14 protein-coding genes are annotated in these 14,371 nt (G+C 70.0%); 10 read left to right on the top strand and 4 right to left on the bottom strand.

The annotated features are described in order from the left end of the window. Positions 1-26: 26 nt before the first annotated feature. The 5 genes from ACLQ2Q_RS00070 (at position 27) to ACLQ2Q_RS00050 (ending at position 5,932) form a co-directional block, all read left to right on the top strand. Positions 27-260: a heavy-metal-associated domain-containing protein gene (locus ACLQ2Q_RS00070; protein ID WP_425816685.1), complete on the top strand. Its 234-nt coding sequence runs from the start codon at positions 27-29 to the stop codon at positions 258-260. Next, entirely contained in the window at positions 257-2,524 is a 2,268-nt protein-coding gene (locus tag ACLQ2Q_RS00065; protein WP_425816683.1) for a heavy metal translocating P-type ATPase, read from the top strand. Before ACLQ2Q_RS00070 ends, ACLQ2Q_RS00065 begins: the two co-directional genes overlap by 4 nt. Positions 2,525-2,569: 45 nt before the next feature. After that, positions 2,570-4,723: a heavy metal translocating P-type ATPase gene (locus ACLQ2Q_RS00060; RefSeq protein ID WP_425816681.1), complete on the top strand. Its 2,154-nt coding sequence runs from the start codon at positions 2,570-2,572 to the stop codon at positions 4,721-4,723. Between the two features lie 84 nt (positions 4,724-4,807). Beyond that, positions 4,808-5,353 carry a hypothetical protein gene (locus tag ACLQ2Q_RS00055; RefSeq protein WP_425816679.1) on the top strand — a complete coding sequence of 182 codons (546 nt, stop codon included), beginning with the start codon at positions 4,808-4,810 and terminating at the stop codon, positions 5,351-5,353. Between the two features lie 60 nt (positions 5,354-5,413). Then, positions 5,414-5,932 (top strand): DUF1269 domain-containing protein, encoded by a 519-nt coding sequence (locus ACLQ2Q_RS00050; protein WP_425816677.1) that lies wholly within the window; start codon positions 5,414-5,416, stop codon positions 5,930-5,932. Positions 5,933-5,956: 24 nt separating this feature from the next. Here the strand turns inward: ACLQ2Q_RS00050 and ACLQ2Q_RS00045 are convergent, their stop codons facing one another. Beyond that, entirely contained in the window at positions 5,957-6,703 is a 747-nt protein-coding gene (locus ACLQ2Q_RS00045) for a patatin-like phospholipase family protein (RefSeq protein WP_425816675.1), read from the bottom strand. A gap of 128 nt (positions 6,704-6,831) precedes the next feature. On the opposite strand from ACLQ2Q_RS00045, the gene ACLQ2Q_RS00040 reads away from it, so the two are divergent. Further along, positions 6,832-7,650 carry an MOSC domain-containing protein gene (locus ACLQ2Q_RS00040; RefSeq protein ID WP_425816673.1) on the top strand — a complete coding sequence of 273 codons (819 nt, stop codon included), beginning with the start codon at positions 6,832-6,834 and terminating at the stop codon, positions 7,648-7,650. 66 nt (positions 7,651-7,716) lie between these two features. Further along, a complete protein-coding gene (locus ACLQ2Q_RS00035; protein ID WP_425816671.1) occupies positions 7,717-8,544 on the top strand; it encodes a VOC family protein in 828 nt (275 codons plus the stop codon). Between the two features lie 69 nt (positions 8,545-8,613). Here ACLQ2Q_RS00035 and ACLQ2Q_RS00030 read toward each other — a convergent pair whose 3' ends face one another. Further along, positions 8,614-9,549, bottom strand: coding sequence for an NADP-dependent oxidoreductase (locus ACLQ2Q_RS00030; RefSeq protein ID WP_425816669.1), 936 nt, complete (start codon positions 9,547-9,549; stop codon positions 8,614-8,616). A gap of 149 nt (positions 9,550-9,698) precedes the next feature. Here ACLQ2Q_RS00030 and ACLQ2Q_RS00025 point away from each other — a divergent pair, with 149 nt between their 5' ends. After that, positions 9,699-10,199, top strand: coding sequence for a MarR family winged helix-turn-helix transcriptional regulator (locus ACLQ2Q_RS00025; protein ID WP_425816667.1), 501 nt, complete (start codon positions 9,699-9,701; stop codon positions 10,197-10,199). Positions 10,200-10,209: 10 nt separating this feature from the next. Here the strand turns inward: ACLQ2Q_RS00025 and ACLQ2Q_RS00020 are convergent, their stop codons facing one another. Further along, a complete protein-coding gene (locus ACLQ2Q_RS00020) occupies positions 10,210-10,878 on the bottom strand; it encodes a response regulator transcription factor (protein ID WP_425816665.1) in 669 nt (222 codons plus the stop codon). Beyond that, positions 10,875-12,080, bottom strand: coding sequence for a sensor histidine kinase (locus ACLQ2Q_RS00015; protein ID WP_425816663.1), 1,206 nt, complete (start codon positions 12,078-12,080; stop codon positions 10,875-10,877). The genes ACLQ2Q_RS00020 and ACLQ2Q_RS00015 overlap by 4 nt, the downstream gene beginning before the upstream one ends. Positions 12,081-12,238: 158 nt before the next feature. On the opposite strand from ACLQ2Q_RS00015, the gene ACLQ2Q_RS00010 reads away from it, so the two are divergent. Continuing rightward, entirely contained in the window at positions 12,239-12,934 is a 696-nt protein-coding gene (locus tag ACLQ2Q_RS00010) for an ABC transporter ATP-binding protein (RefSeq protein WP_425816661.1), read from the top strand. Next, positions 12,931-14,235: an ABC transporter permease gene (locus ACLQ2Q_RS00005; RefSeq protein ID WP_425816659.1), complete on the top strand. Its 1,305-nt coding sequence runs from the start codon at positions 12,931-12,933 to the stop codon at positions 14,233-14,235. Before ACLQ2Q_RS00010 ends, ACLQ2Q_RS00005 begins: the two co-directional genes overlap by 4 nt. The last annotated feature ends 136 nt before the right edge of the window (positions 14,236-14,371 follow it).

Below are 14,371 nucleotides of genomic sequence, written 5' to 3'. Positions count from 1 at the left end.
CCAACCCCCACTCGAAGGAGACACCCATGACCATAAACGACCGCACCGAGATCCTGGTCGCCGGAATGACGTGCGCGCACTGCGCCATGAGCGTCAAGGAAGAACTCACCGCCCTGGAGGGCGTGGAGAGCGTATCCGTCGACCTGAACGCCGGTGGCGCGTCCCGCGTCACGATCGAGAGCGTCGCACCGCTCGACGCCGCGACCGTCCAGGCCGCCGTCGAGGAGGCCGGTTACACCCTCGCAGGCGCACCCGCATGAGCACCGTCGACGTCGAGCTCGAGATCACCGGGATGACGTGCGCATCGTGCGCCACCCGGATCGAACGCAAGCTGAACAAGCTTCCCGGAGTGGAGGCCACGGTGAACTACGCCACCGAGAAGGCAAGCGTTCGAGGGCACGACGTCGACCCCGCCGACCTCATCGCCGCGGTGGAATCCGCCGGCTACCGGGCCGCACTCCCGGCACCGCCGGTCGACCGCACCGACGTTTCCGGGACCCGCTCTCCGGCCGACGAAGAGGTCGGCTCCCTGCGCCGCCGGCTGCTGATCAGCACCGCGCTCGCGCTCCCGGTGGCGGTGCTGTCGATGATCCCGGCGCTGCAGTTCACCTACTGGCAGTGGCTGGCCCTCACGCTCACCGCCCCGGTCGCCGTCTGGGGTGCGTGGCCGTTCCACCGAGCCGCCGCGATCAACGCCCGCCACGGTGCCGCCACGATGGACACGCTCATCAGCCTCGGGGTGATCGCCGCCTTCGGATGGTCGCTGTACGCACTGTTCTTCGGTGGAGCCGGGATGCCGGGCATGACGATGACCTTCACGCTGATCGGGGCGCCGCAGGCCGGCGGCCACGAGATCTACCTCGAGGTCGCCGCCCTGGTGACGGTCTTCATCCTCGCCGGCCGGTATGCAGAAGCACGCGCCAAGAAGTCCTCGTTCGAGGCGCTGCGCGCGCTCCTGGAACTGGGGGCGAAAGATGCCACCCGGCTGATGAACGGCGTCGAGCAGAAGGTGCCGGTCACCCAGCTCGCCGTCGGCGACATCGTTCTGGTGCGCCCGGGCGAGAAGATCCCGTCGGACGGGCTCGTGACCGATGGATCCTCGGCCATAGACGCCGGCATGCTCACCGGCGAGTCCATCCCCGTCGAGGTCACCCCGGGATCCCGAGTGGTCGGCGCGACGGTCAACGTCGGCGGCCGGCTGACCGTCGAAGTGACCCGCGTCGGCGCCGACACCGAGCTCGCGCGGATGGGTCGGCTCGTGGAGCAGGCGCAGGCCGGGAAGGCCTCCGTGCAGCGTCTCGCCGACCGGGTCTCCGCCGTGTTCGTTCCCGTCGTGATCCTGCTCGCGGTCGCGGCGTTCGGAGGGTGGCTTCTAGTCGGAGGCTCCCTCGAACTGGCTTTCACCGCCGCGGTGGCGACGCTGATCATCGCGTGCCCATGCGCTCTCGGGCTGGCGACCCCCACCGCCCTGCTGGTCGGCACCGGACGCGGCTCGCAGCTCGGAATCCTCATCAGTGGACCCCAGGTGCTGGAGCAGACCCGCAAGGTGGACACGATCGTGCTGGACAAGACCGGCACCGTCACCACCGGCCGGATGACCGCCACAGAGATCCTTCCCGCATCCGGCGTTCGGAGGGACGAGCTGCTGCGCATCGCCGCCGCCGTGGAGTCCGGCTCCGAGCATCCGGTGGCGCGCGCCATTGTGACGGCGGCGCCGACCGTGCCGCACGCCGAGACCTTCGCCTCGCACGCCGGGCTGGGTGTCCAGGGCATGGTGGACAGGTCGCTGGTGATCGCCGGCCGCCCGTCGTGGGTGCGGGAGCAGTGGACCATCCGCCCGTCTGCCCGCGCACAGCGGGAGACCAACGCGCTGGCGGCAGGAGGCGCAACGGTCGTGATGGTCGCCCGCGACGGCGAGTACCTCGGTGCGATCGCCGTCGCAGACACCGTCAAGCCGACCAGCGTCGAGGCGATCAGGCGCTTCCGCGCGCTGGGCCTCCGACCGATCCTGCTCACCGGCGACAACGAGGGTGCGGCCTTGCAGGTCGCGTCGCTCGTGGGAATCGACGAGGTGCACGCCGGCATGAGCCCTGCGGGCAAGCTCGATGTGATCCGCCGTCTGCAGGCGCAGGGACGCGTGGTCGCCATGGTCGGGGACGGCGTGAACGACGGCGCCGCACTGGCCGCTGCGGATCTCGGTCTGGCGATGGGCGGCGGCACCGACGCGGCGATCGCGGCCAGCGACATCACCATCGTCTCCGGCGATCTCCTCGTCGTCGCGGACGCGATCCGCCTGGCTCGCAGAACCCTCGGCACGATCAAGGGCAACCTGTTCTGGGCGTTCGCGTACAACGTCGCCGCCATTCCGATCGCCATGCTGGGCCTGCTCAACCCCCTGGTCGCCGCCGCCGCGATGGCGTTCTCATCCGTCTTCGTCGTGACCAACAGCCTGCGGCTGCGCACCTTCAACCGGGTCGCGGTCCCCGCCCTCCCCACTGACGAACGGGTCCCCGAGCCCGTCTGAGAAGCGCACCCGCGCCCCGCGGGCGTGACAGTGAAGGACCCCGTCATGAGCCAGCACAATCATCAGCACACGACGATCACCGACCGCGAGATGCTCGAGCAGCACGAGCAGCACGAGCAGCACGAGCAGCACGAGCAGCACGAGCACGGCACCCCGGCGCCCTCTGCGCACGGTGTCGCCGGTCACGGCGGCCACGGGCGTCACGGTGGCCACGCCGGGCACGGTGGCCATGTCGGCCGGTTCCGCCGGCTGTTCTGGATCATGCTCGTGCTCGCCGTGCCGGTGATCGCCTTCTCGTCGATGTTCGCGATGATCATCGGCTACTCGCTTCCCGATGCGGGATGGGTGGGCTGGGTCTCACCGGTCGTGGGCACCGTCATGTACGTGTGGGGCGGCGCACCGTTCCTCACCGGGGCGGTCGGGGAGCTGCGCGCGCGCAAACCGGGGATGATGCTGCTGATCGGGCTCGCGATCACCGTCGCGTTCCTCGCCTCCTGGGGCGCGAGCCTCGGAGTCCTCTCCCACCAGCTGGACTTCTGGTGGGAGCTCGCGCTGCTGATCGTGATCATGCTCCTCGGTCACTGGATAGAGATGCGCTCCCTGGCGCAGACCACTTCCGCGCTGGACTCGCTCGCCGCGCTCCTGCCGGATGAGGCGGAGAAGGTGCAGGGCGACGCCATCCTTTCGGTGGCCCCATCGGCACTCGTGGTCGGCGACATCGTGGTGGTCCGTCCAGGCGGCCGCGTGCCCGCGGACGGACGGATCGTGCAGGGGTCGGCGTCGATGGACGAGTCGATGATCACCGGCGAATCCCGGGCCGTGCGCCGCGCCGACGGCGACGCGGTCGTCGCCGGCACCGTCGCCACCGACTCGGGCGTGCGCATCCGGATCACGGCGGTCGGCGAGGACACCGCCCTCGCCGGCATCCGGCGACTCGTGGCAGAGGCGCAGAACTCCTCGTCTCGCGCGCAGCGGCTCGCCGACCGCGCGGCGGGGTGGCTGTTCTGGTTCGCACTCGTCGCAGCGGCGGTCACCGCCCTGGTGTGGACCGCCCTCGGTCAGCCGGATGACGCGGTGATCCGCACGATCACCGTCCTCGTCATCGCCTGCCCGCACGCGCTCGGACTGGCGATCCCGCTGGTCGTGTCCATCGCCACCGAGCGGGCCGCCCGCGCAGGAGTGCTGGTGAAGGATCGGCTGGCGCTGGAGAGCATGCGCACGGTCGACACGGTGCTCTTCGACAAGACCGGCACGCTGACCAAGGGAACCCCCGCGGTGACGGGCATCGAGACGGGCGAGCCTTCGACCTCCGCGGATGACCTGCTCGCGCTTGCCGCCGCCGCCGAGGCGGATTCCGAGCACCCCCTGGCGCGGGCGATCGTGAACGCGGCGCGGCACAAGGGCCTCACCATTCCCGGCTCCATCGACTTCGAGTCCTCGCCCGCTGTGGGGGTGCGCGCCCGCGTCGGCCGGCGAACGGTCCAGGTCGGCGGTCCGTACATGCTGCGGCAGGCGAACGCGGCCGAACTGCCCATCACGAGCGAATGGCAGAACGAGGGCGCGATCATCCTGCACGTTCTCGTCGACGGAAAGGTTGCCGGCGCGCTGCGCCTTGCGGACGAGATCCGCACCGAGTCGCGGGAAGCCGTCGCCGCTCTGCACGAGCGAGGCGTGGAGGTCGTGATGATCACCGGTGACGCGGAGGCTGTGGCGGGCGCGGTGGCGGCCGAGCTCGGCATCCACCGGTTCTTCGCCGGCGTCCGCCCAGAAGACAAGGCAGCCACCATGAAGGGACTGCAGGCCGAGGGTCGCAAGGTCGCGATGGTCGGCGACGGCGTCAACGACGCCCCCGCGCTCGCACAGGCCGACGTCGGCATCGCGATCGGCGCCGGCACCGACGTGGCCATCGCCTCGGCGGGCGTCATCCTCGCCAGCGATGACCCCCGCTCGGTGCTGTCGGTGATCGAACTCTCGCGGGCAAGCTACCGAAAGATGAAGCAGAACCTGTGGTGGGCCGCCGGCTACAACCTGATCTCGGTCCCCCTCGCTGCCGGCATCCTCGCCCCGATCGGCTTCGTGATGCCGATGTCCGTCGGCGCGATCCTGATGTCACTGTCCACCATCGTGGTCGCGCTCAACGCGCAGCTCCTGCGCCGACTCGATCTCAGCCCCGAGGCCGTGATCGGGCGCACCCGATAGCGACCGCGGCTGTATCAGAGCGTCGGATGCCGCGCTCTTCTGTTCACACGCGCCAACCAGGCGCCGCTGACGATCGGGGCGACGATGCAGCCTTTTGTGGAACTACAGGTCGGGAGCGGGCTCCGCGGGGTCACGAAGCTTCGATGGCGGGAGTGGCCGACCCGCACCTGGCTCAGCTGGACACTGGCCGGGATCTTCATCGCGGCGGCCGTCTTCACGTGCTATCTGCTCGCGCCCCCGGCAAACGAGCTGCCGTCGTGGGTTCACACGGTGCGCCTCATCGGCGGCGGGGTGCTCGTACTCATGGTCGCCGTGCGCCTGCTGATGGAGGCGACGGTGTCGAAACCCCGGCCCGGGGAGGTTCCCGCCGGGGACCGGAAACTGATGGATCCGTGGTGGTCGACCATCCACACCTCGACCGGAGTCGTGCTCGGGCTCTGGCTCATCCCGTTCCTCGTCGTCGCCATCCTGACCGTCCTCTGGGAGGTCGTGGAGACGAGCGTTCCTGGTTTCGGCGATGAGGAGATCAACGGCAACCGGATGTTCGACATCCTGCTGGCGTGGACCGGATGGCTGGTTGCGGCGGTCATCATCGCGTGGGGCTCCGGCGTTCCGCTGCCCGTCATCTGAGACCGCCCTTCCTCTCCGAGGACGCGACCGCCAGGATGGCCGTGAGTGAAAGGAATTCTCATGGCCGACCGTAACTACATCCTGCTCGTCGCCGCCTATGACGACGACGCCTCCGCGCGGGAGGACTTCACGAGGATCAACGCGCTGGAGGACACCGCCGTCACCGCCGCCGTCGTCCTCTCGCGCGACTCCGAGGGGAAGGTGGAGGTGAAAGAGCACGGCGGCGGACTCATCCGCAACGGGACAGGCATCGGGGCCGTCGGCGGGCTCGTGGTGGGTCTGTTCGCGCCGCCTCTGCTGCTTTCCGGACTCGTCGGGGCGGGCATCGGCGCCGGCGTCGCAGCGATCGCACGGCATCACGAAGAGAAGAAGATCGGGGTGGATGCTGAGGAGTGGCTGCCCGCCGGCTCTTCCGCGATCGTCGCACTGGTGGATGATCTCTACCTGGACCGCGTCGACGCAGCGATCGAGCGCGCCACCAAGAAGGTCGACAAGGCGATCGACAAGGGCGACTACGACGCCGTCGCGAAAGCCGTCAACGAGGGCGACGAGAAGATCATCGAGGCGATCCAGTCCTGACCAGCGGGGCGGCGCACGGCTGCGTCAGCTGCACGGGATCGGGTGCACCGCGTCCAGGGCGCGGCGCGCCGCGCGCCGTCCTTCCTCGATGAGGTGCGGCACGTCGCCCATCGACCACTGCGCCAGCCCTTCCATCTCGGGTTGGATGAGGATGACCGATGGGTCTTCCTGGAGCTCTGCGGCGGTGGAGGCGACGCGCATCATCCTCACGTTCTCCCACTTCGCGTGCAGGCGCACCACGATGACGGTCGTCGCGCCCAAGCCCCGTGTCGCGGCGACGGGCACGTTGTCGACCATTCCTCCGTCCATGAGCACCTGACGGCCGCGGCGAACAGGCGGCAGAAGGCCGGGAACGGCGATCGTGGCCCGCAGCGCGACGTTCAGCGGGCCCCTGTCCAGAACGACCGCCTGACGGGTTCGAAGATCCGTCGCCACGGCCGCGAAGCGTCGTGGCAGCTCCTCGATGAGCGGATCATCGCCGAAAGTGCGATGGATGGCGTCCGTCAACGCGCCGGAGTCGAGCAAGCCGAGTCGTGGGGTGAGCGACATGCGGGCGATCGAACTCCAGCGGAAGGCCGATGCCGCTCGTTCGATCGCCTCCTGGGGGACCCCGGCCGCATAAGCGGCCGCCACCAGCGCTCCGGAACTCGTGCCCGCCACGATGCCGGGATGGATGCCGCGGTCGCGGAGCTCCTGGAGCACTCCCACGTGCGCGGCGCCGTACGCCCCGCCGCCGCTGAGGGTGAGTCCCAGGCTCTTGTCGTCAGTCATGATGCCGCCAGCTCACGCTACCAGCGCCATTCACGGGGCACAGGTGCCCACGGAAGTGCCCGCACCAAGTCGGCCGACCGGGGGCGACCGGGGCCGCTCCCCGGACGCCTTCGCGGTAGCGTTTGAGCGTGCAGGTGACCAGGCTCCGCGTCTACCCCGTCAAGTCGTTGGCGGGTCTGGAGGTCGGGTCGGCAAGGGTCCTGCCGTGGGGGCTCTCGGACGACCGCCGTTGGGCGGTGGTCGATCCGCACGGCGAACCCGTCACCGCGCGAGAGGCGAACGCGCTTCTCTCGCTCGGTGCCGTGGTGCTCGATGACGGCGCCCTGCTGCTGAGCGACCGAGACGCGGAGTCGTTGCGCGTTCCCGCACCACGGGGCGCGGCGCCGGTCGCGGTCGGGCATTCTCGACAGGGCTCGGCCCTGCCGGCCGATTCGGGCTCCGCCGCCTGGCTGAGTGCCCGGCTCGGGCGCCCGGTGCGACTGGTCTGGCAGCCCGATCCGCTGGTTCGACCGGTGAATCCGTCCCTCGGCGGGCATCCGGGTGATCGAGTGTCTCTCGCCGACGTGGCCCCCTTGCTGCTGGCCAGCGAATCCTCGCTGGCGCAGCTCGACCGGTGGACCGACGAGGGCACACCGCCGATGGACATGCTCCGCTTCCGCCCCAACGTGGTCGTCGATGGCGACCCGGATGAGCCTTTCGCCGAGGATGCGTGGCCGTTCGTGCAGCTCGGCGACGTGCGCTTCCGGGTGAGCGGCGTGTGCGACCGGTGCGTGATGACGACGATCGATCCCGGGTCGCTGGCACGCGGCAAGGAGCCCATCCGCACGCTCGCGAAGCACCGCAGCTGGGACGGGAAGACCTGGTTCGGCGTGTGGCTCGTCCCCCAGCTGACGGCGTCGCCGACGCCCGCGGTCATCGCCGTCGGCGACGCGGTGGTCCCCGGCTGAACCTCGGCACGGCGACGTGTCGGCGGGGCCGAGTACGGTGATCGGGAAACCGGTGAAGGAGCACTCATGGACCACACACCGCATCCACCGCGCACCTACCCGGCGGGCGTGCCGTGCTGGGTCGACGTCGAGGCACGGGATGTGCAGGCGGCCGCCGACTTCTATGCCGCACTGTTCGGCTGGAGCTACGCCGAGGCCGGCGAGCCCGGCGCCGGCGACCCGTACCTGTTCGCCCGGCTCGACGGACGCGATGCCGGCGCCATCCAGGCGGGCGACTCGGACGCCGGGTGGGTGAGCTACATCTCCTGCGACGACGTGGAGAAGACCTGCGCCCGTGTCGAAAGACAGGGCGGCGAGGTCCTCGTCCCGCCGTCGGAAGGCGGCGAGTACGGACGCAGCGCGACCTGCCGGGACCCACAGGCGGCGCTCTTCCGCCTGTGGCAGCCCGGCACGCACCACGGGTCGCAGATCGTGAACACTCCCGGTGCATGGAACTTCAGCGACCTGCACACTCCCGATCCCCAGGCCGCGCTCGCCTTCTACGGCGAGTTGTTCGGCTGGACGGTGGACCTCCGTCTCGGAGCCGGCATGATCCGCCTCCCCGGATACGGGAACCACCTGGCCGCGACGAGCGACCCGGACATCCACACACGCCAGGAGTCCCTGCCCGAGGGCTTCGCCGACGTGATCGCCGGCCTCACCCCGGGTGCTCCGAAAGCGTCATGGCAGATCCGGTTCGCCGTCGCAGACCGCGACGCAAGCGTCGCCGTCGCCAAGGAGCAGGGAGCGACGATCGAGTCCCAGGCCGACACGGAGTGGTCGAAGGACGCGGTCGTCGTGGACCCCCAGGGCGCTCGGTTCATCGTGAGCGAGTTCGCCCCGGGCGAGGGTTAGGCCCTGCGACGCGAGAGGCCACCGATAGCTCACGCGGCTCCCGTGGGCGAACGACACTGCTCGCGCGGTCTACGACCGCGACGTCGGCGTGAGCACCACCTTGCCGCGGAGCTTCCCCGCCTCGGCCATGGTGTGCACCGCGGCGAGGTCGTCGAGAGAGTGGCGCTCACTGACATCGACTCGCAGCTCCCCCGCGTCCACCAGCTCCGCCAGTCGAGTCAACTGAGCCGCGTCGCTGCGCGCGAACACCGCCACGGTGCGCACTCCCCCGGCGGACTCGCCCGGTGTGGTGGTGGAGACGAAGACACCCCCTGGTGCGACGAGCGCGACGAGGGCCGCCGTCTCGGAGGGCGTCGTGCGCACGAGGTTGAGCACCGCATCGACCGGTTCCGTCAGGGCCTCGACCACCGGCGTGGACGTGTAGTCGATGACCTGCGAGGCGCCGTCGGAGACGACCGCGTCGCGGCTGCGGGGGCTCGCCGTGGCGATCACCGTCGCGCCGGCGCGGGCGGCGAGCTGCACGGCGAATCCGCCGACGCCGCCACCGGCGCCGTTGACGAGCACGCGCTGACCGGCGCGGACGTCCGCGTGCTCGATGACCGCCTGCCAGGCGGTGAGGCCGCTCGATGCCAGCGTCGCCGCGTCGGCGAGGGGGATGGATGCCGGAGCCGCCGCGAGCAGTTCGGCGCTCACGATCGCATACTCCGCGGATGCCCCGGATGAGGTCGGAGGGAGGAAGGCGACGACATTCCCGCCGACGAGGTCGGGCGCCACCCCCTCGCCGACGGCGACCACGGTGCCGCTGACGTCGATGCCCGGGATGTGAGGAAGCTCCATGGGGAAGACGCTCGCCAGGTAACCGGCGCGGATCGTGGCGTCGACCTGGTTGAACGTGGTGCCGGCGACACGGACGAGGACCTCGCCGGGCCCGGGTGCGGGGAGGGGAAGCTCCACCGCCTCGAGGACGGAGGGTTCGCCGTACTGGGTGAACTGGATGGCGCGCATGATCGTGATTCCTTTCGTCTGGGTTCGGGCCGCGAGTCGCGGATCGCCGGTGGCATTCCTTCGAATTCGAACCACCTTGGTGAGTGAGAACGCCGACCTCGGGTGATGTATTTCCAATTCGCACCAAAAGTTCGCCGTAGGATTTCGACATGCCCCGTCGCGTGATTCCGCCGACCCTTCCCCCGGAGTTCGGGGTGTACTTCGCGCTCCTCGAAGTGAGCGGGCTCCTCCGGCAGGGGAGCGAACGACAGCTCCGAGAAGAGGGCGGGCTGAGCTTCGTGCAGTTCCAGATCCTCGCCACGCTGGGCGAGGACCCCACGACGCCCCGCAGCATGACCTACCTCGCCGACCGGCTCGTCCACAGCAAGAGCGGCCTGACCTACCAGGTGGGCCGGCTCGAGCAGACGGGACTCGTGAGCCGCACCCCTTCCCCCGATGATGACCGCGGCGTGAACGCCACCCTCACGGCCGACGGCGCCGCCCTTCTCGCCCGCGTGCTCCCCGGGCATGTGGCGATGGTTCAGCAGGTCTTCGTGGATGCGCTGGGCGCCGCCGACCGGGACCACCTCACCCGGCTGCTCGACCTCGTCGCGCGCCACCTGAGGGCGAGCCCGCCGCGCTCCGCCCGCGTCGCGGCGAAACCGGCCTAGCTCAAGGGGCTCAGCCCATTCCCGGCGCGAGCAGACCGCTCTCGTACGCGAGGATCACGAGCTGCGCACGATCGTGGGCGTACACCTTCGTCATGATGCGATTGACGTGCGTCTTCGCGGTGTGGGGCGAGATGAACAGCTCGTCCGCGATCTCCTGGTTCGAGCGTCCACGGGCCACGAGCAGCAGCACTTCCCGCTCGCGCTCGGTGAGCTGCTCGAGCTCCACAGGCACGGCGGCGGGCGCCGGTGCCCGCGGCAGCACATACCGGGTGATGAGGCCCCTCGTCGCGGTAGGCGAGAGAAGCGCGTCGCCGGCATGCACGGCCCGAACGGCCCGTACGATCTCGTCAGGCTCGGAGCCCTTGCCGATGAAGCCGCTCGCACCGGCGCGCAGCGCGTCGACGAGGTACTCGTCCTCCTCGAACGTCGTCAGGATGAGCACGCGGCTCGATGCCAGCGCCGGATCAGCGCAGATCGCGGCCGTCGCCGCGATGCCGTCGAGCTCCGGCATCCGGATGTCCATCAGAACGATGTCGGGAAGAAGAGCGGATGCCGCGGCCACGGCCTCCCGGCCGTTGACGGCCTGCCCCACGACGGCGATCCCCGGCTCGCCGCCGAGGATGTCGGCGACCGCCTGCCGGATCAGAGCCTGGTCGTCCACGACGAGCACGGTGATCACGTCGAGCTCTCCTCGGGAAGAGGCAGCGTCGCCGCGATGCGGTAACCGCCGGGCGTCGGACCGGTCTCGACCGATCCGCGCACCGACGCCACGCGCTCCCGAAGGCCGAGCAGTCCCCGGCCGCCGGTGCCGGCGTCGAGGTCGACCGGGTGGGCTGCCGCCGACGGAACGGGGTTGCTCACCGCGACGTCCACCTGCCGGTCGCCGACCGCGACGAGCACGTGCGCGCGATGCTCGGCTCCGTGCTTGTGCGCGTTGGTCAGGCCCTCCTGGATGACCCGGTACGCCACCAGATCGACAGCTCCGGGAAGCCGCGAGATGTCACCATCGACCCGCACGGTGACGCGCATACCGCTCTCGCCGAACCGGCCGACCAGCTCGTCCAGCCGGGCGAGCCCCGGCTGGGGCGCCGCTCCGATTCCACTGGACCCGTCGTCCTCCGCGCGCAGCATCGCGAGCAGATCGCCGATCTCGGCCAGCACCGCGCGCGACGCGACGCGGATCGTGCTCAGCGCCTCGCGGGCCTTCTCAGGCCGGGATTCGAGCGCGAATGACGCGACCCCCGCGTTGAGGCTGATCACCGAGATCTGATGGGCCACGGCGTCGTGCAGGTCGCGCGCAATGCGCAGGCGCTCCTCGGTGACGCGACGCCGGGCCTCCGAATCGCGGGTCTGCTCGGCCCGCTCGGCCCGCTCGGTCACGGCCCGCACGTACTCCCGTCGCGAACGGGTCGCGTCGCCCGCCGCGGCGGCGAAGGCCACGGTGACGGCGAACTGGAAGGCTCGCGGGTCGAGCACGTCGCTGATGGTCGCCAATCGGCTGAGCGGCAGGATCACCACGATGGCGACCACCGCCACGAGGATGGTCGTCCGCCGGTTCGTCCGGTTGGCGACACCGAACATCGTGATGGCGGTCGCGAGAACGATGCCGGGTGCGAGCGTGCCTGTGAACGCGGCGATGCCGTACAGCAGCACACAGGCGGCCAGGGCCGGGATCGGCAGCCGGCGGCGCACCGGAATCACGAGCACCGGGGCCAGCGCGATGGCAAGGGTCAGGGGGCTGGCGGGGCGGAACTCCTCGCCGGTGTAGGGCACGAAGGCGGCGGCGACGATGAAGAGCCCGGCGATGACGTCGCCGACCCACCCCGGGAACCACGGTCGAGGCGGCGCGGGATTGCGCACCCGGTCCTCGGCGGTCGTCATCCACCCAGTGTGACGGTGCGGGCCCGACGCGGCATCCACCCCACGCGGCATGCGCCGTACCGCATGCGCAGTACGCGAGGTGTCTGCCGCGGGCTGACGCGCGCCGAGGCTCGGAACGCGAGGCTGGAGGAACAGTCGACCATGAACCAGGAGCATCCATGAACCCCCCTCTCATCTCGGTCAAGGACGTGCACAAGTCCTACGGCCGGGGCCAGAACCGCTTCGACGCCCTCAAGGGGGTGAGCTTCGACATCCACGAAGGCGAGAGCATCGCCATCATCGGCAAGAGCGGATCCGGCAAGTCCACGCTCATGCACGTGCTCGCGCTGCTGGACGCGCCGACCTCCGGCACCGTCGCGCTCGAGGGCGTCGACACGCGTGAGCTGCGCGGTCGTCGCCTCAACCGCACCCGCAACAAGACCTTCGGCTTCGTTTTCCAGCAGTTCTTCCTGACCGCCAACTCGTCGGTGCTCGAGAACGTCATCCTGCCGCTGAAGATCGCCGGCATCGGCCGCGGCGAGCGCAAGCGCCGGGGTGTCGCCGCCCTCGAACAGCTCGAGATGAGCGACAAGGGCAAGAGCAAGGCCGTCAACCTCTCGGGTGGCCAGAAGCAGCGGACGGTCATCGCCCGGGCCCTCGTGAACAACCCGCGCATCATCTTCGCCGACGAGCCGACGGGCAACCTCGACTCGGCCACCGGCGGCGTCGTCGAGGACATCCTGTTCGGCCTCAACCGCGAGAACGGCATCACGCTCATCGTCGTCACGCACGACGAGGACCTCGCCGCCCGGTGCGATCGGCGCCTCGTGATCCGCGACGGCGTGCTCGTCGAGGACTCGGCGGTGGCAGCATGAAAACGCTCGATCTCATCGCGTCCGCGATCTCGAACACCTTCCGATCCAAGACGCGAACGATCCTGACGATCCTCGCGATCTTGGTCGGCGCATTCACCCTGACCCTCACCAACGGTCTCGGCACGGGCATCAACGCCTACATCGACGACACCGTGACCTCGGTCGGGGCATCCGACGTCCTGACGGTCACGAAGACCGCTGAGTTCGCGACGGGAGTGGCCGCCGACGGTCCTGTCGAATACAACCCGGATGCCGTGGCCAGCGCCCAGGCCGGCCCCCCTGGATCGACGGTCGTGGCCCTCACACCGGCCGACCTCGACACCCTTGCCGCGATCGACGGCGTGCTCGACGTGCAGGCGTCCAAGTCGATCTCGACCGACTACATCCAGGTCGGCGACGGCACGAAGTACGTCACGAACGTCGGCGCTCTCGTGGCCGGGCAGACCATCCAGCTCGAAGCCGGCGCGACCCCCGACGACGACGCCGACGGCTTCGAGGTCGTCGTGCCGGTGTCGTACGTCGAACCCCTGGGGTTCGACGAGAGCGTCGCGGCGGTCGGCCAGACGCTGTCGATCGTGCTCACCGACGCGACGCGCACGCAGCACACCGTCGAGGGGACCATCGTCGGGGTGGCCGAGGAGGGGCTCGCATCTCCGACCGGCGCCAGCATCGTGCCGAACGACGCGCTGACCGATGAGCTCTTCACGCTGCAGAACACCGGCGTGCCCGCCGATGAGGTGCAGCGCTACGCCCAGGCGAGCGTCTTCTTCGACCCCCAGGCCACCGACGCGGAGATCGCGGCGCTGAAGGACCGACTGGCGGATGCCGGCTATACGGGGAGCACTGTCGCCGACCAGCTCGGCGCGTTCAAGACAGTGATCGACGGCATCGTGCTCGTGCTCAACGCTTTTGCGGTCATCGCCCTGCTGGCGGCGAGCTTCGGCATCGTCAACACCCTGCTGATGTCGGTGCAGGAGCGCACCCGCGAGATCGGGCTGATGAAGGCCATGGGCATGGGCAGCGGACGGGTGTTCAGCCTCTTCAGCCTCGAGGCGGCGTTCATCGGCTTCCTCGGCAGCGCCATCGGCGCCGTCGTCGCGATCGCCGCGGGCACGGCGATCAGCGCCTCGCTCTCCGACACCCTGCTCTCGGACCTTCCGGGCCTCAACCTGATCGCGTTCGACCCGCTGTCGATCGTCGGCGTCATCGTGGTGATCATGGTCATCGCGTTCCTCGCCGGAACGCTCCCCGCCCTCCGCGCGGCTCGTGCCGATCCGGTGGAGTCGCTGCGCTACGAGTAGCCGCGCAGGCAGAGGGCAGGTCGCCTCGCGGCCTGCCCTTCTCGCGTCGCGCGGCTAGCTGTAGTTCCCCGTGAGGTTGTGAACGCGGGTTGAGGGGGCTTGGCCGCCGATGCCGGTGTGGGGTCTGTGGTGATTG

Source organism: Microbacterium sp. DT81.1, from assembly GCF_049844955.1.
Taxonomy (GTDB): Bacteria; Actinomycetota; Actinomycetes; order Actinomycetales; family Microbacteriaceae; genus Microbacterium.
The sequence above is the reverse complement of the archived record's forward strand: the minus strand, read 5'-3'. Positions and strand labels throughout refer to the sequence as shown.